Source organism: Ruegeria sp. O6, from assembly GCF_056535045.1.
Genome location: NZ_JBQERM010000001.1, coordinates 571,011 through 589,640, shown reverse-complemented (window position 1 = coordinate 589,640; position 18,630 = coordinate 571,011). Strand labels below are relative to the sequence as shown.

16 protein-coding genes and 1 pseudogene are annotated in these 18,630 nt (G+C 57.6%); 5 read left to right on the top strand and 12 right to left on the bottom strand.

Annotated elements, in window-relative coordinates; translation table 11 throughout:
* The first annotated feature begins 11 nt into the window (after positions 1-11).
* Positions 12-557 (top strand): DUF2087 domain-containing protein, encoded by a 546-nt coding sequence (locus ACR0DY_RS02925; protein ID WP_480545640.1) that lies wholly within the window; start codon positions 12-14, stop codon positions 555-557.
* A gap of 42 nt (positions 558-599) precedes the next feature.
* Here the strand turns inward: ACR0DY_RS02925 and ACR0DY_RS02920 are convergent, their stop codons facing one another.
* From ACR0DY_RS02920 to ACR0DY_RS02870, 11 genes are all read right to left on the bottom strand, one after another.
* On the bottom strand, positions 600-3,737 hold the full coding sequence (locus tag ACR0DY_RS02920; protein WP_480545639.1) for an efflux RND transporter permease subunit: 3,138 nt from the start codon (positions 3,735-3,737) through the stop codon (positions 600-602).
* 3 nt (positions 3,738-3,740) lie between these two features.
* Positions 3,741-4,898 (bottom strand): efflux RND transporter periplasmic adaptor subunit, encoded by a 1,158-nt coding sequence (locus ACR0DY_RS02915; protein ID WP_480481277.1) that lies wholly within the window; start codon positions 4,896-4,898, stop codon positions 3,741-3,743.
* 249 nt (positions 4,899-5,147) lie between these two features.
* Positions 5,148-6,866 (bottom strand): methionine--tRNA ligase, encoded by a 1,719-nt coding sequence (gene metG / locus ACR0DY_RS02910; protein ID WP_480481275.1) that lies wholly within the window; start codon positions 6,864-6,866, stop codon positions 5,148-5,150.
* Between the two features lie 206 nt (positions 6,867-7,072).
* Complete coding sequence (locus ACR0DY_RS02905) at positions 7,073-8,293, bottom strand: MFS transporter (RefSeq protein WP_480481273.1); 1,221 nt, start codon at positions 8,291-8,293, stop codon at positions 7,073-7,075.
* Positions 8,294-8,373: 80 nt separating this feature from the next.
* Positions 8,374-8,970 carry a YceI family protein gene (locus ACR0DY_RS02900; RefSeq protein ID WP_480537682.1) on the bottom strand — a complete coding sequence of 199 codons (597 nt, stop codon included), beginning with the start codon at positions 8,968-8,970 and terminating at the stop codon, positions 8,374-8,376.
* The gene (locus ACR0DY_RS02895; RefSeq protein ID WP_480481269.1) at positions 8,967-10,181 is read right to left on the bottom strand and encodes an MFS transporter; all 1,215 of its coding nucleotides are present in this window, start codon (positions 10,179-10,181) and stop codon (positions 8,967-8,969) included. The genes ACR0DY_RS02900 and ACR0DY_RS02895 overlap by 4 nt, the downstream gene beginning before the upstream one ends.
* Before the next feature lie 62 nt (positions 10,182-10,243).
* Positions 10,244-10,864, bottom strand: a complete 621-nt coding sequence (locus ACR0DY_RS02890; protein ID WP_480481267.1) for an ImuA family protein — start codon at positions 10,862-10,864, stop codon at positions 10,244-10,246.
* Positions 10,865-10,912: 48 nt separating this feature from the next.
* Positions 10,913-11,494: a retropepsin-like aspartic protease family protein gene (locus tag ACR0DY_RS02885; protein WP_480481265.1), complete on the bottom strand. Its 582-nt coding sequence runs from the start codon at positions 11,492-11,494 to the stop codon at positions 10,913-10,915.
* Between the two features lie 41 nt (positions 11,495-11,535).
* On the bottom strand, positions 11,536-12,156 hold the full coding sequence (locus tag ACR0DY_RS02880) for a MarC family protein (protein WP_480545638.1): 621 nt from the start codon (positions 12,154-12,156) through the stop codon (positions 11,536-11,538).
* The gene (locus ACR0DY_RS02875; RefSeq protein WP_480545637.1) at positions 12,153-12,545 is read right to left on the bottom strand and encodes an ACT domain-containing protein; all 393 of its coding nucleotides are present in this window, start codon (positions 12,543-12,545) and stop codon (positions 12,153-12,155) included. The genes ACR0DY_RS02880 and ACR0DY_RS02875 overlap by 4 nt, the downstream gene beginning before the upstream one ends.
* Positions 12,542-14,392 carry an ABC-F family ATP-binding cassette domain-containing protein gene (locus tag ACR0DY_RS02870; RefSeq protein WP_480545636.1) on the bottom strand — a complete coding sequence of 617 codons (1,851 nt, stop codon included), beginning with the start codon at positions 14,390-14,392 and terminating at the stop codon, positions 12,542-12,544. Before ACR0DY_RS02870 ends, ACR0DY_RS02875 begins: the two co-directional genes overlap by 4 nt.
* Positions 14,393-14,499: 107 nt before the next feature.
* Between ACR0DY_RS02870 and ACR0DY_RS02865 the strand changes: the two genes are divergently transcribed.
* On the top strand, positions 14,500-15,702 hold the full coding sequence (locus ACR0DY_RS02865) for a multidrug effflux MFS transporter (protein WP_480545635.1): 1,203 nt from the start codon (positions 14,500-14,502) through the stop codon (positions 15,700-15,702).
* Between the two features lie 115 nt (positions 15,703-15,817).
* A complete protein-coding gene (gene ndk, locus ACR0DY_RS02860) occupies positions 15,818-16,240 on the top strand; it encodes a nucleoside-diphosphate kinase (protein ID WP_480481255.1) in 423 nt (140 codons plus the stop codon).
* Between the two features lie 59 nt (positions 16,241-16,299).
* On the opposite strand, the gene ACR0DY_RS02855 is transcribed toward ndk, so the two are convergent.
* The gene (locus ACR0DY_RS02855; RefSeq protein WP_480481253.1) at positions 16,300-16,647 is read right to left on the bottom strand and encodes a TfoX/Sxy family protein; all 348 of its coding nucleotides are present in this window, start codon (positions 16,645-16,647) and stop codon (positions 16,300-16,302) included.
* A 474-nt stretch (positions 16,648-17,121) separates the two neighbouring features.
* Between ACR0DY_RS02855 and ACR0DY_RS02850 the strand changes: the two genes are divergently transcribed.
* A complete protein-coding gene (locus ACR0DY_RS02850) occupies positions 17,122-18,381 on the top strand; it encodes a CHAD domain-containing protein (protein ID WP_480481251.1) in 1,260 nt (419 codons plus the stop codon).
* 3 nt (positions 18,382-18,384) lie between these two features.
* Positions 18,385-18,519 (top strand): annotated as a pseudogene (locus ACR0DY_RS02845) (AAA family ATPase); the annotation flags it as partial.
* Between the last annotated feature and the right edge of the window lie 111 nt (positions 18,520-18,630).

The following is an 18,630-nucleotide window of genomic DNA, read 5'->3' as shown; positions in this document are numbered from 1 at the left end:
ATGGATTTGTGATGAGCAAAACTCCTGTACCCTTGCACGCCGATGATCTGACCGGATTCGTGCGTATCCTGTCCCAACAACTTGGCGACTCCAGCCCGTCGCACCTGACCCTGATGAATATGGTCGCTCGTGCCGCCGGGTTTCAGAACGTGCAACATATGCGCGCCACCAGTGCCGCTGCCAGGCGGATCGAGGCCCGCCCGAAACAACCGGCTGCTGACATGCGCACGGTTGAGCGCACATTGCACCTGTTCGACGCACAAGGCAGACTTCGGCAATGGCCGTCAAAACGATTGGTGCAGACTTTGTCCTTGTGGGGGCTCTGGTCTGCGGTACCGGCAGCCGCGGTGCTGCAAGAGGGTGAGGTCAACACGTGCCTCAATGCCGAACATTGTTTTGATGACCCTGCAACCCTGCGCCGGACCATGATTTCATGTGGGCTGCTGACACGGAACCGGGATGGATCGGATTATCGCCGGGTCGAGCAGGCACCGACACCAGAGGCAAAGGTGGTGATCCGCGAACTCTCTGAACGGCGGCGGGAAAGATCAGACTGACACCAGAAAAAAGCCCCGCTGATGGGCGGGGCTTTGATCGGATCAGGCCGCTTCTTCTGAAGGGCCGGGATCGTTTTTACTGCCTTTCAGCCACTCGCGCATGCTTTGCATCAGAGCGTAGAGGACAGGCACCACGATTACGCCAACCAGCGTCGCGGCCAACATGCCACCGAACACGGCGACACCGATGGCTTTTTGGCTGGCCGCACCCGCACCATTGGCAGCCAGCAGCGGTACGACGCCTAGCAGGAAAGACAGGGCGGTCATCATGACAGCGCGGAACCGCTGATGAGCTGCCTCGACGGCAGCGTCCTTGATCGAAAGACCCTTGGCGCGCTGTTCCATTGCAAACTCGACGATCAGAATGCCGTTCTTCGAAGCAAGGCCCACCAGCATGATCATACCGATCTGCGTATAGAGGTTTATGTCACTGCCAACGATGGCAACCGCGGCCACCGCCCCGAACAGGGCCACGACCACAGACAGCAGGATCGAGACCGGCATAGTCCAGCTTTCATACTGTCCAACCAGAAACAGGTAACCGAATAGGATAGCCAGCCCCAGAATGACGATCACCAAGCTGCCGGACGCCAACTGTTGTTGTGCCGTTCCCGTCCATTCGAACGAGTATCCCGGCGGCAGAGCCGAAGCAGAGACCTCTGTCATCGCTGTGATCGCATCGCCGCTGGACAGGCCCGGCGCTGGCACCGCTGTCACCGTTGCCGACCGGAACAGGTTATGCCGCTTCAGCAGAACCGGCCCCAAAACGTTTTCCACGTCAATCAGGGTACCCAATGGCACCATGTCGCCCTTCTGTGAACGCACATAGAGGCTGGCAATGTCATCGACATTGTCGCGATAGCTGCCTTCCGCCTGGATCATTACGCGATAGACGCGACCAAACAGGTTGAAGTCGTTGACATAATACGACCCCAGCTGGGCCTGCATGGTCTGGAAGATTTCAGCCACCGAGACGTCCAGTGTCTTGGCTTTCTCGCGGTCCAGATCCACGAACAGCTGCGGAACGTTGGCACGGAATGTCGTATAGGCTTGCCCGATCTCGGGTCGTTGGTTGGCCGAATAGACAAACGACCCCACAGCCGATGCCAGATCCTGCGGTGAACCGCCACCGGTTTGCTGCACCTCCATCTCGACCCCGGCCGACATGCCGAGACCCTGAATTGGTGGCGGGTTGAAGGCAACGGTCGAGGCTGCGGTCTCATTATTCGCGATGGCCAGCACCTTAGCCAAAATGGCTTCGGCGCTCAGGTTTTCCTCCTGCCGTTCGCTCCAGTTGTCGAGGTTCACGAAGATCGCAGCGCCGTTGGTGATTGTGCCGTTCAGCAATGAGAAGCCATTGATCAGAACGGTGCTGGACACACCCGGGATCTCGCGTATCTGGTCATCAAGGCGCTTTGTCACGGCCTCGGTCCGTTCCAGCGTCGCGGCGTCAGGCAGTTGCACGTCGACAAAGAGATAGCCATTGTCTTCCAGCGGGATGAACCCGGCGGACGTGTTCGACATGATTGCCCCTGTTCCCATGCCGAGCCCAACCACGATGGCCAGCGCGATAGCCGGAAAGACAAGCAGTTTGCGAACAATGGCGACATAGCCGTTGCGAACGCCACCAATGAAGTTTTCGAACAGTGCAAGCAGCCCTTTGGGCGGCCCTGAGCGGGCCTTAAGGACCAGCCCACACAGCGCGGGCGACAGTGTCAGCGCGTTGATCGACGAGATCACAACAGCGGTCGAGATCGTGACAGCGAACTGAGAGTACAGCCGCCCTGAGATGCCCGGCATGAAGGTCACGGGCACGAATACCGCCAGCAATACCAGCGTGGTCGCGATGACCGGGCCTGTGATCTGCCCCATCGCCTTACGGGTGGCTTCGGCTGGGGGCAGCCCCTCATCAGCGATGATGCGCTCGACGTTTTCGACCACGACGATGGCGTCATCAACCACGATCCCAATGGCCAATACCAGCGCGAACAGCGAGATCGTGTTCAACGACATGCCGAAGGCCAGCAAGAAAGCAAACGTGCCAATCAGTGAGACCGGGATGGCAACCGCCGGAATGATCGTGGCACGCCAACTGCCGAGGAACACAAAAACGACCGAGATCACAAGTGTGAAGGTCAGGATCAGTGTGGAAACAACGTCATTCAACGAGGCTTCGACAAAGTCGGTCGTGTTGAAGGGGACATCATATTCGACATCCGACGGGAATGCGCGGGACAGCCGCTCCAGTTCCGCCTGCACGCGCTCTGAAACGGCGAGGGCGTTTGCGCCGGGGGCCTGATAGATGCCGATCACGGTGGCCGGCACGGACTGAAAATAACCGGACGCCGAGTAGAACTGTGCGCCAAGCTCAACCCGGGCGATGTCCCTTACGCGGACAATTGCGCCGGCATCTCCGGTACGGATCACGATATCGCCAAATTCTTCGGCGGATGTCAGTCGCCCTTTGGACTTGATCGTGTATTGAAAGGTCTGGCCTTCGGGAACAGGTGGCGCACCGATCGAACCGGCGGACACTTCGATATTCTGTTCGCGGATCGCGTTGATTACATCGCCTGGTGTGATGGACAGGGCTGCCATCTTGTCAGGGTCCATCCAGACCCGCATGGCGTATTCAAGGTTGGTCAGAACATCAGCCTTACCCACGCCTTGCACACGCGCCAGCGCATCGCGCAGGTTGATTGAGGCATAGTTGGAAAGAAACACGCTGTCATAGGTGCCATTGGGCGAGGTCAGCGTGACCAGCATCAGCATATTGGTCGACGATTTTTGTGTGACAACGCCCGAAGATGTCACTTCGGCGGGCAACGACGACATTGCCTGCGCCACCCGGTTCTGCACGTTGACCGAGGCGATATCGGGGTCGGTGCCAACTTCGAAGGTTACGTCCAACGAATACGAGCCGTTGTCAGACGATCTGGACGTCATGTAGATCATGTCGTCCACACCGTTGACCTGCGCCTCGATCGGTGCGGCAACGGTGTTTTCCACTGTCTCCGCATTTGCGCCGGTGTATTTGGTGGAGACGTTGACCACGGGCGGGGTAATGTCCGGGAACTGCGCGACCGGCAGCACCAGATAACCGATGCCACCCATGATGGTCAGCACCAGCGAGATGACAAACGCCAGCTTTGGCCGGCTGATGAACAGGGCTGAGAACATCGATTACTCTCCCGGCTGTTCAGAGGCGACGACCGCGTCAACAGCCACGCCGGGGCGGACCCGTTGCAGGCCCTCGACAATCACGCTTTCGCCTTCACGCAAACCTTCGGTAACGATGATGGCGGTACCTTCCGTGTTGCCTGTGGTGATGTATCGCTGCTCCACCATCTGTTTGTCGTTTACTACAAGCACAAAGTCACCGCGCTGGTCGCGTTGCAGCGCAGCTTGCGGCACCAGAACTTGCAAGGTCGGTTGCAACGCTTCGATCTGCACATTCACGAATGCACCGTCCAGGATCAAACGGTCGGCATTTTCGAACTGGGCGCGCATTGTGATCGCGCCGGTCAACGGGTCGATACGATTGTCAACAAATACGATCCTGCCCGTTTCATCCAGCTTTGTTCCATTTGGCAGCGTGATATGCACATTGGGGCTTTGCGGGCTGTCCGCAAGAGAAGCGGAATTTGCGCCAACGGTCTGAAGAACCGAAGTAAAGAGTTTTTCGTTGAGCGAGAAATTCACATAGATCGGCGTCTCGCTTACAATGTTCACCAGCGGCGGGTTGGTCGGGCCGACCACATCACCGACACTGGTGGTGATGCTGCCTATACGTCCATCAAAAGGCGCGTGGATCTGTGTATAGCTGAGGTCCAGTTCGGCCTGCTGGATCGCTGCATTTGCGGCCTTGACCTGAGCCTCGGCGACCAGTTCGTTGGCCCGCGCGATGTCGCGTTCGGATTCAGGTGTCGCGTCGCGCTTGTAAAGCTCTTCCTTACGCGCCAGGTCCACCTTGGCCAACTCAAGATTTGCCTCGGCCCGGTTCAGATCGGCTTTTCGGGCCTCCAATGTCGCCTCGTAAAGGTCAGGTTCGATGGTGAACAACAGGTCGCCTTCCTTGACCGTAGCCCCATCCTCGACATTCCGGCTGTTGAGAAAACCGTTCACGCGGGCCACGATATCGACCTTATTGATCGCCTGAGCGCGCCCTATGAAGGAAGCCTCGTCGGTGATTTCCTCGGTGTAGGCGGCCGCAATCGTAACTTTCGGTGCCGCCCCTTCGTCCTGTGCAGTTGCAGGTTGGGCCAGTCCCAGGGATATCAGCAATAATGCGGTGGCGATTGGATTGCGGACCTGAGTTAGAAAAGGGAAAACTTGGGACATGGCGAAAGCCTCGTGCATTTCAGAAACAATTGGTGTCCATCCCGGCGGTCACAAACGCGCGAGTCGACAAAACTTGTTTGCAGGATGGCTTGTTTGCCACGAATTCTCAAGCGCGATGAATCCCGAGGTGGTTTGCGATGACGCCAAAAATTACAGCAACTAAGCTGGTTTAGGTGTCGGCCCGTTCCGAGGTGCCGAACGAAAACAGGGGCCAACGGCCCCCGTTCGAGCTTTCGAATATCAGGGCGGTCAGCCGCGTTTACCGGCGAATTTTGCCTGCCATTCTTCGCGCTGTTCGTCTGTGATCTTGGCGAACAGAACGTCTGGCACGGTAAAGTCGTGACCCGCGGGTAGCGCGTTCAACGCTGCGGCCACGTCTTCCGGCCAGCTGGTGTCGAGCGTGTTCATGGCGCTTAGCATCTTGGCCGAGGTATCAGGGATGAACGGCGCGCTGAGCACGGCATAGAACCGGATCAGGTTCAGGCCCAGGCGTACTTGTGCAGCGGCCTGTTTGGGGTCTTCCTTGAAGGTTGACCACGGTGCCGCTGCTTGCAGGTATTCGTTGCCAGCCACCCAGATGGCACGCAGTTCCTGAGCCGACTTGCGGACATCCATTGCTTCCATATGCGCCTCGTAAGCGCGGACGCGTTTGGTGAGTTCGTCGATCAGAGCGTTCTCACGCTCGCCAAAGTCACCGCCTTCGGGCACCACCTCACCGAATTTCGAGCGGCAGAACTTGGTGATGCGGCTGACGAAGTTGCCTAGAACATCGGCCAGATCCTTGTTCACCGATTGTTGGAAGTTCTCCCACGTGAACTCGCTGTCGCTGCTTTCCGGCGCATGGCTCAGCAGCCACCACCGCCAGTAGTCGGCTGGCAGAATCTCGAGCGCCTGATCCATAAAAACGCCACGCCCCTGCGAGGTCGAGAACTGGCCGCCGTCGTAATTCAGGTAGTTGAAGGATTTCAGGTGGTCGACCATTTTCCACGGCTCGCCCGACCCCAGAATAGTGGCGGGGAAAGAAAGCGTGTGAAACGGCACGTTGTCCTTGCCCATGAACTGGACATATCGCACATCGTCCGCACCCTTATCGGTACGCCACCAGCGTTCCCACTCGGAATCGGGTTTCCCGGTCGAATCCGCCCATTCCTTGGCACAGGCGATGTATTCAATCGGCGCATCGAACCAGACATAGAACACCTTGCCTTCCATACCGGGCCAGTCCTGTTCGCCTTTCTTGACCGGAACGCCCCAGTCCAGATCGCGGGTGATCCCCCGGTCTTGCAGCCCGTCGCCATCATGCAGCCATTTCTTGGCAATGGATGTGGTCAGGATCGGCCAGTCAGTTTTGCTGTCAATCCAGGCATCCAGCTGATGCTTCATCGCCGATTGGCGCAGATAGAGGTGCTTGGTCTCACGCACTTCCAGATCGGTGGAGCCCGAAATGGCCGAGCGCGGTTCAATCAGGTCGGTCGGATCCAACTGCTTGGTGCAGTTTTCACACTGGTCGCCACGTGCGTTCTCATACCCGCAATTGGGGCAGGTGCCCTCGATATAGCGGTCGGGAAGAAAGCGACCATCTGCGTTGGAATAGATTTGCTTTTCCGTGACCTCGCGGATCAACCCGGCCGCATCCAGTTTCCCGGCGAAATGTTGGGTCAGCTTTTTGTTCTGCTCGCTGGATGAGCGGCCAAAGTGGTCAAAGCTCATCCCAAAACGCTTGGCGATGTCGGCCTGAATTTCGTACATGCCCGCGCAATACTCGGCCACCGGCTTTCCAGCTTTGGCAGCGGCCAGTTCGGCCGGGGTGCCGTGTTCGTCGGTGGCACACAGGAACATGACCTCGTTCCCCCGGCCACGCTGGTAGCGTGCATACAAGTCGGCAGGCAGTTGCGAGCCGATCAGATTGCCGAGATGCTTGATCCCATTGATGTAAGGGATCGCCGAGGTGATGAGAATCCGAGCCATATTCCGTTTCCGCGTATCTAACTGCGCGTTCGTCTAACCTAAGTCACCGCTCAGCAAAAGCCCGGTTTCGTAGATGACTGGAATAACTCTGATTTGTAACGCGCGCCTGATAGGGCGACCCAGCCGCCGATGGCCGTTGTCAACCGGTCAGATTGTGGTCAGCCAATACGCAGACTCTGCGCAATGCAGGGCTGCGGGTCCGCTTTTCATTCCTCGCGGGCGCGTTTCAGCAACCTTCCGACCGTAAAGGATGTACGCGGTGCGTAGACGTAATTGGTTCTCTCCGCGGGTGTTGGACGCGACCGCATCCGGGCCAGGCCGAAGCCGATCAGGAATATGTGGCCGACCGCGACAAATGCAAACAGCGCGCTGGGTCCAAAATCCTGGATCAGTGTTGACGTGATATAGGGTGACGCAATAGCCCCCAGCGCGTACCAGAACATCAAGGCGGCAGACAACTCGACCCTTTGTTCGGTTGTCGCAAAATCGTTGGCATGTGCGGATGACACCGAAAAGATTGGGAATGTCGTGAACCCAAAAAGCGCCGCTGCAAGCATGACACCGACGGTTCCCGTGTCGCTTGCCGCCATTGTGACCCCGCAGCTTAGTACCGCCGCGACCGAAAGCCAGATCAAGACCCAGCGCCGGTCGTATTTGTCCGCGAGCCATCCCATCGGATACTGCGCCAGCGCCCCGCCCAGAACGAAAGAGGCGAGGAAGAAGGCGATTTGATCCACTCCCAACCCGACTTCCTGACCGTAGACGGGCCCGACCATTCGGAAAGATGCTGAACTGAGTGCCGAAACAATGACGCCCGCAACGGCCAACGGCGAACTGTGCCATGCCAGTTTCGGGCGCAGGCGCGGGGCGTCGGGCGTCTTCGGCTGACTTGCGCGTGTCAGTGTCAGCGGCAGCAATGAGGCGCAGCAAAGGATCGCCAAGAGGTTATAGGAAACATACGAGGCGGGTGGCAGGACGGCGATGATCAACTGAGCACTCAGCGAGGCACCCATATCGACGATGCGATAGGTGCCCATGGCTCGTCCACGTGTCTCATTGGTCACTTTTGCATTCAGCCAGGCTTCGATGACGGTGTAACTACCTGCCACACATGTGCCCGAGGCGATGCGCAACGCCGCCCATACATAAGGATTGTCTGTCAGGGTGTGCCCGATCAACCCCATCGCGCCCAGCGCTGTGCATACGGCAAATGCGCGGGAATGCCCGACACTGCCCATCAGACGCGGCGCCCACCAGCAACCTATGAAAAAGCCAAGGAAATGCGCTGAACCCAGCATACCGATCTGTTCGGTCGAAAAGCTTAAGGTGATCCCGGAAATGGCATCAAGTGGCCCGACGCCGCCCGTTGAAAGCTGAAGCAGAATGACCGAAAGAAACAGGGCGGCAAATGAAATGATCGTGCGCATGGTTTTCTCAGATAGGCGGCGTCACCGGACAATGCGCGCAACTATTCGACTTTATCCAGTCGTTTTTTGCTTTTTGTCGATTAGGTTGCACGAATGATCTCGGCACGTATGTCCAGTCCGACGTTTTGTCCTACCAGATCGGGATAACCCGAGGCACCGAAATCGTGCCGGTTCAATGTCCCGGTCAAACCTATGGACAGGCGGTTGAGGTCGTTCGCGGCTGTTCCGGGCTGGCGGTATAGGTTGGCATCCAAAGTTATGGGGTGCGTCACATCTCGGATACTCAGTTCCCCCGTGACACGAGCACCATTCGACATGCGCCCATCGGCCCCCAATTGAATGTCAGTCGATACGAATTGAATTGTCGGGTAGGTTTCGGCGCCCAAAACACCGGGGCCGAGCATCGGCATGCGGGCAAAGGGCAAGCGTGTTCTGGCCTTGTTGACATCCAGCACCACCGTGACCCGGCTGTTTTGCAGGCGGTGCATGTCAATCTGTACGTCCGCCTGCCGAATCGGCATTGATCCGGTCTGAGGGATACCTGACAGATCAAAGGTAAAACCAACCACGGTGGCTTTCGTTGACAAAATGTATGGCTGCAACGCGGCTTGCACCGTACGGGCCAAAGGCAGAGCCACCATCCCTGCAAGCACCAAGCGGCGGGTCAGGTGTGTCACGCCATGACCGTGTCCCGTCTGGGGCGGGATCTTTTGATCAACATCAGAACGATGGCAATGTTCAAACCGTTCCAAAGAATTCCGTTGACGAAGGCCAGTTGGTAACTTCCGGTGACATCGTAAATCCAGCCTGACATCCATCCGCCAAGCGCCATGCCAAGGATGGTCATCATCAGGACGAATCCGACCCGCGCCCCGGCGTCCTGCGGCGGCATGTATTCACGGACAACCAAAGCGTAGCTGGGCACGATGCCACCCTGTGCCAGACCGAACAGCAAGCTGATCACATAAAGTGAGACCATCCCGTCATATGGCAGGAACAGGAACAGGGCGATGCACTGCAAGACTGAGCCGATCAAGAGCGTCATGACGCCGCCCAGACGGTCGGCCAACAGGCCCGAGAGAATACGGCTGGCGACGCCACCTAGCAGCATCAGCGATAGCATTTCGGCCCCCACTGCGGGGCCGTATCCCAGCCCGACGCAATACGACACGATATGGACCTGTGGCATGGACATCGCTACGCAGCATCCAATACCAGCCAGGCCAAGGATGTACTGTAACACGCGTGGTGAAACGCCGACAGTGCGCGCGTTGATCCGGGCTGTGGCCGCGGCTGTGCTGTGTGCTTCGACCGGGACCTGACGACGCAACAGCAAGGACAGGGGGATGACAACCAGCAGCGTCAATAGCGCCAATGTCAGGTAGACCTGTTGCCAGCCATCCCGTAACAGAATGCCGGACAGCAGGGTGGGCCAGATTGCGCCAGAGATATAGTTTCCGCTGGCCACCAATGCGACGGCGAACCCACGCCGCTTCATGAACCAGTGCGAGATATCGGCGATCAAGGGGCCAAACCCGATCGACGTTCCCAGCCCGACCAGCAGATGCGCCGCAGATAGTAGTGTTATATTCGGGGCCAGCGTTGCCAATAGATAGCTGAAGGCGCTTAATACAGCGGCGCCGATCAGGGCGCGTGTCACGCCCAGCCGGTCCACCAGTTGTCCTAGCCACATATTGCCCAGCGCAAATCCGATCATCGTAAGCGTATATGGCATCGAGGCTTCGGCGCGACTGGCGCCGAATTCTGCTTCGACAGTAGGCATGACCACGATGACCGCCCACATCCCTACATTCGCCACAGTTGCGATGGCGAGCGTGATCAGAAGGCGAATCCAGGAATAGCGGCTGTCATGGATCGGATGGCGCATGCGGCGACGCTAGGGTGCGATCCGGAGTTTGGCGAGTCACATCTTGCGTGATCCTTGCGGCTTCACGTCAGAATGTCCTCTGTTTCAATGCGTTTCAGGTGCAGACCGGTGCGGGCAGCAGTCTGAGTGGCCTGCCAGCTGACCGGGGGCAGGGCGCGGGCGCGGCGGCGGGTCAGGGTCCAGTGCCTGGCATCCCCCTGATGGGCGGCGGCCATGTGCCAGCGTGTCTCAACCCCTTGTGCGCCGCCATCACCGGGCGTCAGCAGCAAGCCAAGCGGGGCTTGGCCCATCGTACCGCCTTGTTCTGCGGCCAGATGCATCCGCCGCACCGGCGTCAGCCCCGGCGCGCCGGGCAGGTCGCCTATGATCAGCGGGATGGCCCCGCTGCGCAGCGCCTCTTCAATACACCATAGCAGATCTTCGGCGCGGGTGGGGTGGACGAACAGAAAACGCGCCGGATCAGCAAAGGCCATCATTCCGTCGGGGTTCAGTTGGGCGGGCTCCCACGCGGGGGAAATCCACAGCACGGGACCCTGTGTCTGACCGGCCAGCCAGATGGCAAAGCTGCGTCGGGCGGGGCCGCAAGCCTCGTGCACGCGACCCGGTTGCAGGGTGATCTGCGAATGGAGATTTATCCCCGGGATCTGACGTGCAGGTTTGGGACCAAGAAGCTGAGCAGACATGCCCGCAAGCTATCATGTTCCACTTTTGTTCTCAAGAGGTGAGGAGCATCAACGGGACAGGATCAGCTTGCCATCCGCAAACTGAATGCTTGAAAAACGGTGCAGATATTCCATCCCCAAAAGAGACTTATCCAGTTCGCCCTCGTTGACCCAGGCCGAAACGTTCTGATCCGTAATGGGTCCTATCGTCAGGGTCTCAAGCCGCACCGGCGCGGTACGCACCTCACCGTTTGCAGTCAAGGCGCGCCCGAAATAGTTCAGCTGATCGGGATCAATGCCTGCCCGTTTGGCATCCCGCGCGTTCAACACGATCTGGCTGGCACCGGTGTCGACAAGAAAGGTGATCAGCTCACCATTCACCAGAACCGGAAGGTAATAATGGCCATCATAAGCGCGGGGAACCTCAACCGAGTTACCGGTGACACTCATCTGCGGCGCGGGAGCGACCGAGGAACGAATATCCTCCCACAGACCGACCAGTGCAATGACCCCGACAAAAATGAACACCCATGCCATGACCTGCTGAAACGTCTTGCCAAGCGACTGCCGATTATGCGTGACAAACCACATCAGCAGCGCCGCCCCCAGCAGGGCCAGATAGATCAGGCGTCCAATATCGAAACTGTCCATGCGGTTCCCGGAAATCCCCTTAACCTTGTTAATATGGGGGCTTAAGATGCGAATCCAAAGGCCTTGAGGCCATCAAGAATAAACTGAACAGATAATGCAGCCAGCAGCATCCCAAGAAGCCGGGTCAACACGTTCAGCCCGGTTTTCCCCAAAAGCCGTGCCACGGCCCCGGATGTAAGATACATCACAAAAACCATTGCCAGAACGACCAGCATAACGCCGATGACCACGGCCAGGCCCTGAATGCCGGGATGTTGACCGGCCAGCAGGATCATAGTGGCAATCGCACCGGGCCCTGCAATCAGTGGGATACCCAGTGGAAACACAGACGGGTCCGGATGTTCTTCCTCTTCGGCGCTGTTTTCACGACGTTTGGTCCGGCGTTCAAACAGCATGTCGAGCGCGGTCAGAAACAGCAAAACACCCCCCGCAACACGAAACGCCTCCATCGAGATGCCGACAAATCCCAGCAGCGCTTCGCCGAAGGCCGCGAACATCGCCAGAATGCCGCCAGCAGTCAGGCACGCGCGAACAGCGACAGAGCGGCGCGTGTGCCAATCCATGTTCTGGGTCAGGGCCACAAAAATCGGCGTTTGCGCCGGTGGATCAAGAACCACGAAAAGCGTTGTGAACGCGGTGATCAGAAATGCGGTGTCAATCACTCTTTGCTACTCTGTTGCAGATGTTTCAAAATTTTTAGGGCGTCTTCGGCCCGTCCGGAGGGAACATAAACATGATCGTGGTGATAGCCCGCAACCATGTTCGCCGGAATTCCGGCCTGTGCCAACACCCCTGAGACCGCAGCGGTCAGACCCACGCCTTCGAGCGAGGAGTGCACTTGAAGCGTGATACAACGCATAGCAACCGCCTCTTTTGGTGCGCAATGGAACGGAACGATTAAAGACAGACCTTCGGCCTCGACATAACTGGCGCGTGTCCCGTCGGGCCAGTCCATATCTTCGGGCCAGACCACAAATGCGAATTCGTAGGGTTGAATTTCGGGGTGCATTCCCGCGATCATCGCTTTGGTTTCAACAACGGGATCGCTCATACCGTTTCTGCCTGTTCCAGTCGCTCGGCAGCGGCGATCCAAAGCGCTTCTGCTTTTTGCATGGCCTCGACCACCTCGGCGAATTTGCGGTTCCAGGTTTCCAGATCGTTGATCTTGTCGTCCTCGTATAAAGCCGGGTCGGCCAGTTTTGCCGCGAGCTTGTCGTGCATCTCTGTCAGTTTCTCGACCCGGTCCTCGCATTTGCGCAGGTCCGCCCGCAATGCCAGCATGGTATCGCGCGAGGCGCGTTTGGGCTTCTCTGTTTGCGGCTTTTCTTTCACCGGCTTGTCACGCGCCAGCAAAAGGGCCCGGTAGGATTCAAGGTCACCGTCATAAGATTTGACCGTACCGTCCGAGACCAGCCACAACCGATCGGCAACAAGCGACAGAAGGTGCATGTCGTGGCTGACCAGCACGACAGCGCCGGAATAGGCGGTCAGTGCTTCGACCAGCGCCTCACGGCTTTCGATATCCAGATGGTTCGTCGGTTCATCGAGGATCAGCATATGCGGTGCGTCGATGGTGGCCAGCAGCAGTGACAGGCGTGCTTTTTGCCCACCCGACAGGCGGCCAACCTCGGTTTCCGCCTGAGCTGCGTTCAGGCCGAACCCCGCCAAACGCGAGCGCCACTTGCCTGGTGCCTCGTCCGGGCGCAGGCGGCGCAGGTGGTCCAGTGGCGTTTCGTTCACATAAAGCTCGTCCACCTGATGCTGAGCGAAATACCCGATGCGCAGCTTGTTGCTGCGGGTCATCTTGCCAGCCATCAGGGGCAGGCGGTCTGACAGAAGTTTGGACAGGGTAGATTTGCCCTGACCGTTCTTACCCAGCAGCGCGATGCGGTCATCCTGATCAATGCGCAGATTCAGGCGGCGCAGTACTTCGATCTCGCCATAGCCGGTGACACCACCTTCGATCTGGATGATCGGCGGCGACAGTTCCTCGGGTTCGGGGAAGGAAAACGCGCGCAGCGCGGCCTCTTGCGGGGTTGAGACCAACTGGATGCGTTCGATCATTTTCAGGCGCGATTGGGCCTGAACGGCCTTGGATGCCTTATATCGAAACCGATCCACGAAGCTCTGCAAATGAGCGATGCGGGCCTTTGCCTTTGCATTCTCTGATTCCGCCTGCGCTAGACGTTCCGCCCGCCGTTCGGCGAATTTGTCATAAGGCACGGCGTAATAGGTGAGTTTGCGATCCTCCAGATGCAGGATCGACCCTACGGCACGGTTCAGCAAGCCCCGGTCATGGCTGATGATAATGACCGTGTGGGGGTATTTTGCCAGATAGCTTTCCAGCCATAGCGCGCCTTCAAGATCCAGATAGTTGGTCGGTTCGTCCAACAGCAACAAATCCGGTTGCGAGAACAAAACTGCCGCCAAGGCCACGCGCATCCGCCAACCGCCCGAGAAATCCGAGCAGGGGCGCAACTGGTCTGCGTCGTCAAACCCCAACCCCTTGAGGATCGAGGCCGCGCGGGCCTCGGCCGACCAGGCGTCGATATCGGCCAGCCGCGTCTGGATTTCGGCAATTCGCGTGGGATCTGTTGCGTTGCCAGCCTCGGCCATCAGGGCGCTGCGCTCGGTATCAGCGGCCAGAACAGTGTCGATCAGCGAAACGTTGGACGAGGGGACCTCTTGCGCGACCCCGCCAATGCGGGCGCGCTTGGGGACCGAAATATTGCCCGATTCCAGCGCCAGTTCCCCGCGGATCAGGCGAAAAAGCGTGGTCTTTCCCGTGCCATTCCGGCCCACAAGGCCAACCTTGTGACCGTCTGGTATGGTTGCACTGGCGCCATCAAACAATGGGCGGCCTTCAACGGCATAGGTGATGTCTTCGATCCGTAACATGGAGCGCTCTTAGCAGAGGTGTGATGCCGCCGCCAGCGGCTTGGCATTTTCAAGTGTCAAGCAATGTGTTAGCGCTGTCTCGTTTGCTTTTTGAAACGGTTTTCCACATGCGCGCGGCCCGGACTCCTCCATCCCTGATCACGTTGATCTTTGCCACGGCGCTGTCTGTACTGACGCTCAACATGTTCCTGCCGTCGTTGGCACACATGAGTGAAGATTTCGCTGTGGATTACGGTCTGATGAACCTGTCGGTCGCGGGGTATCTGGCGGTTTCGGCAGTATTGCAACTGATTATGGGCCCTTTATCGGATCGCTTTGGTCGCAGGCCTATCCTTTTGATTTGTATATCAATATTTGCCCTTGCGTCGATCGGATGCACGCTGGCTGGATCGATCTGGGTTTTTCTTGGCTTCCGTCTGCTTCAGGCTGCTGTTGTCGCGGGCTCGGTCCTGTCCAGCGCGTCGATCAGAGACCGTTACGCACCGAATGAGGCGGCAAGCAAACTCGGTTACGTCGCGATGGCCATGGCTTTGGCCCCGATGCTTGGGCCGATGTTGGGTGGGGCGCTGGATATGCTTTTCGGTTGGCGCTCGGGGTTTGTCCTGTACTCGTTGCTTGGGGCAGGGTTGCTGGTGCTGCTTTGGTTCGACATGGGCGAGACCAACACCAACCGCTCGTCCACATTTGGTGCCCAACTGCGCGAGTATCCCCATCTGTTCCGTGCCCGCAGGTTCTGGGGCTATGCCTTATGCGCAGCGTTTTCGATTGGAGGGTTCTACAGCTTTATCACCGGTGCGCCGCTGGTTGCTGCAGCGTGGTTCGACCTGAGCCCTGCAATGCTGGGGCTGGGGATTGGCATCATCACCGGCGGGTTCATGGTTGGCAATTTTGTCACCGGTCAGATTGCGGCCCGGACGCGCCTGACGACAATGATCTTGTCAGGGCGGATCGTGGCCTCGACCGGGCCGTTTTGTGGATTGATGCTGTTTCTCGCTGATCTGGGATCGGTTTGGGTCTTCTTCGGCTCGGCAATCTGTGTCGGCTTTGGCAACGGTTTGACCAATGCCAATGCCGCGGCTGGCGTCATGTCAGTACGCCCCGGACTGGCAGGAAGCGCGGCAGGGCTGTCGGGGGCAATGATCGTGGCTTTGGGCGCTGTTCTGACCTCAATGACCGGCGCGTTCGTTAGCCCCGAAAATGGGCCGTATCTGGTACTGGGCATGATGTGGGCGTGTAGCTTTGCTGGCTTACTGGCGGTGCTTTACGTCCGTCGACTGGACCGCGTCGACCCTTTGCCGGACACAATCTGAATTGCAAAGCCACGGGCAAGGCATCATTACACTTTTCATGGGCCAAAGTCCGTGATACCCGGCGCGCGATGGATTTCGGCGCGGGTCCCGCGTCACATTATAAGGAGAGGCCGACATGGCACTGGAACGCACATTCTCGATCATCAAACCCGATGCAACCCGCCGCAACCTGACCGGCAAGATCAACGCCAAGTTCGAAGAAGCTGGCCTGCGCATTGTGGCGCAAAAGCGCATTCACATGACCAAAGCTCAGGCTGGCAAGTTCTATGACGTTCATGCCGAACGTCCGTTCTATGACGAACTGTGCGAATTCATGTCGTCGGCTCCGGTTGTTGTTCAGGTTCTGGAAGGCGAAGGTGCCATTGCAAAGAACCGTGAAGTCATGGGCGCAACCAACCCTGCAGACGCAGCCCCCGGCACCATTCGCGCCGAATTCGCGGAATCGGTCGGTGAAAACTCGGTCCACGGTTCGGACGCTCCGGAAACCGCAGCGGTTGAAATCTCATATTTCTTCTCGGGCATTGAGCTGGTCGGCTAAGCCACAGCCATTGCCGACAGATTGGGGCCGCATCCTTGGTTGGGTGCGGCCTTAATCGTTCAGACCTGCTTTAGGTCCTTTGGTGCAACACGAACCCCGATGGCGTCCAGATCTGCAATCATCTGGTTTTCCGGAGCCGCCCCGTTACCGGCTTTGATTGTGTCGAACCTTTCGCGCAGGGCTTTTTTCTCGTCACCCTTGCAGTCGTTCCACGGCCGGCCCTGCAATCCCATCACCAGAACGTAATATCCGATGAAATGCGCCCTGGTGCCGGCGCGCAACAGGCGAGCATAGGCTTCGTCCGGCCCCAGTTCACGCAGCGCCTCAGCCGAATGAATACCAGCGCGGGCGCAGGCCTGTTCAAAGGCGGGGCCAAGGTTTCGGATTGAAGATACTGGTTCGCTCATAGCGGTGTCTTACTTCGGCGCCCGGGGCCTGTCACCCCGTGAATACACTCGGTCGCAGTCATAATGCCTTGATGTCCTTTCGGGTTCCGCCGAGACTGAACAAGAAAACCCAGAATGGCGTTGGGGCAGCCCACTAAACAAAGGGGCGGGCGCGCAAATGACCGTTGAGAAACCTGTAAAGGGGTTTCTGAATTTGAACTGGAAAGGCCTATCATGACCAGATCGTCAGGCGATCAGTTCATTTTCCCAGCGAAGATTGACGAAACGGCTCTGGCACATGCCATTGCCGGGTTTTCCCGAAAAGCTTCACCCGATAGCTCCGTCGCAGCTTTCGCATTGCTCGATTGTCACGATCAGTCATTGCGCGCCTCCGGTCGTGCTTTAATCCATACTGGCGGGATGTTGCACCTGCTGCGGAAGGATCACGGCCCTTTGTCTCAGCAATACTCGGGGCATCTGCGGTTTGCGCGGGACTTGCCAGAAGGGCCGGTTCAGAAGGCGCTGAGCGACTTTCCTGAACTGCGGGCGCTGACGCAGATCGGTGTTGGGGAGATCAAGGCAAAGACCATTACCGTGCTTGATGATCAGCAAAAGATTCAAGTCAGGGGAACTTTAACGTACATGTCAACGCAATCAGGGCAGGCGACCATTGTACGAATTCAGCAGTTGCGTGGGTACAAGAAGGCTTATCAGTTGGTCTGCTCTGCTCTCGCCAGCATTACGGGCGGTGTTCATGATATTGAAACGCTCTATTCCAGCCTGGTTCCAGACATGGTTCCCTATCAGGCCAAGCCTGAATTGAAGATTGGTCAAGCAGAACCTTCCATCGAAGTCGCTGCAAAAATCATTCAAACATATCTGCGAGTTGCGCGGCAAAACGAAGAGGGTGTGATCGCTGATATCGACACTGAGTTTTTGCACGATTACCGGGTATCGTTGCGCAAGATCAGGTCAGTGATCAGCCTGTTCAAGGGTGTGTTGTCCGAGGCCCAGACGGCCGAGCTGAAGCGGGTCTTTTCCGACCTCATGACCCGTACCGGACCTCTGCGTGATTTGGATGTCTACCTTCTGGAAAAAGACAAGTATTTCAATCTTATCCCGCCGAACCTTCACTCAGGACTGTCCGAGATGTTTGATCAGTTTCAAACGGATCGTACACAAGAGCAACTGCGCCTGTCACGCTGGTTGCGCAGCGCCGACTACACGACGTCCATGACCGACCTGACCGCAATGTTCGCAGGTTCAGATCACTTGGACCTTGGGCCAAACGCGCATCTCGGTGCGTATGACTATGCCTGCGCGCTGATCTGGAAGCGCTATCGCAAGGTGTGCAAACTGGCGCGCGGCATAAGCGACGATAAACCAGACAGGACGGTGCATGACCTTCGTATCGAATGCAAAAAACTAAGATATCTGATGGAATTGTTTGCCCCATTATTCGATTGGAATGGTTTGAAAATGATCCTTAAGCCATTGAAAAAACTTCAGGATAGTCTTGGTTTGTTCAACGACTATTCTGTTCAGCAAGATGCGTTGATGACCTTTGTTGCGTCTCGCGCCGATACGCAAGGCCGCGTGGACGCGCAGATCGGTTTGTCCGTGGGCGGCCTAATCGCTGTGCTTGATCAACACCAAAAGACGGAAAGAAAGCGCGTTGTCGCAAGTTTCCATCAGTTTGACGGGCAAGAAATCCGGCACATGTTCCGCAGTCTGTTTCACCACAAAAAGGAGTAAGGAATGAAAATCATTGCCTTTTACTGCAATAAGGGCGGTGTTGGACAAACCGAGACTTCCGTGAACCTTGCCTATGTCTGTGTGCAAACCGGTCGGCAGGTTTTGCTGTGCAATCGCGATTCTGGGGGTGCGTCTGGGGTCTGTTTTCGAGCCGCCGATGAGATCGTTGTTCCCGTCAGTCGCACAACCTTGACCGAGCGGTTATTTGGTCAACCGGTTAGCATTTTCGACAAACACAATATGCATCAG

Coding starts and splice junctions, on each gene's coding strand:
- ACR0DY_RS02925 (WP_480545640.1), top strand. CDS start 12: ATGAGCAAAACTCCTGTACCCTTGCACGCCGATGATCTGACCGGATTC.
- ACR0DY_RS02920 (WP_480545639.1), bottom strand. CDS start 3,737: ATGTTCTCAGCCCTGTTCATCAGCCGGCCAAAGCTGGCGTTTGTCATC.
- ACR0DY_RS02915 (WP_480481277.1), bottom strand. CDS start 4,898: ATGTCCCAAGTTTTCCCTTTTCTAACTCAGGTCCGCAATCCAATCGCC.
- metG (WP_480481275.1), bottom strand. CDS start 6,866: ATGGCTCGGATTCTCATCACCTCGGCGATCCCTTACATCAATGGGATC.
- ACR0DY_RS02905 (WP_480481273.1), bottom strand. CDS start 8,293: ATGCGCACGATCATTTCATTTGCCGCCCTGTTTCTTTCGGTCATTCTG.
- ACR0DY_RS02895 (WP_480481269.1), bottom strand. CDS start 10,181: ATGCGCCATCCGATCCATGACAGCCGCTATTCCTGGATTCGCCTTCTG.
- ACR0DY_RS02890 (WP_480481267.1), bottom strand. CDS start 10,864: ATGTCTGCTCAGCTTCTTGGTCCCAAACCTGCACGTCAGATCCCGGGG.
- ACR0DY_RS02885 (WP_480481265.1), bottom strand. CDS start 11,494: ATGGACAGTTTCGATATTGGACGCCTGATCTATCTGGCCCTGCTGGGG.
- ACR0DY_RS02875 (WP_480545637.1), bottom strand. CDS start 12,545: ATGAGCGATCCCGTTGTTGAAACCAAAGCGATGATCGCGGGAATGCAC.
- ACR0DY_RS02870 (WP_480545636.1), bottom strand. CDS start 14,392: ATGTTACGGATCGAAGACATCACCTATGCCGTTGAAGGCCGCCCATTG.
- ACR0DY_RS02865 (WP_480545635.1), top strand. CDS start 14,500: ATGCGCGCGGCCCGGACTCCTCCATCCCTGATCACGTTGATCTTTGCC.
- ndk (WP_480481255.1), top strand. CDS start 15,818: ATGGCACTGGAACGCACATTCTCGATCATCAAACCCGATGCAACCCGC.
- ACR0DY_RS02855 (WP_480481253.1), bottom strand. CDS start 16,647: ATGAGCGAACCAGTATCTTCAATCCGAAACCTTGGCCCCGCCTTTGAA.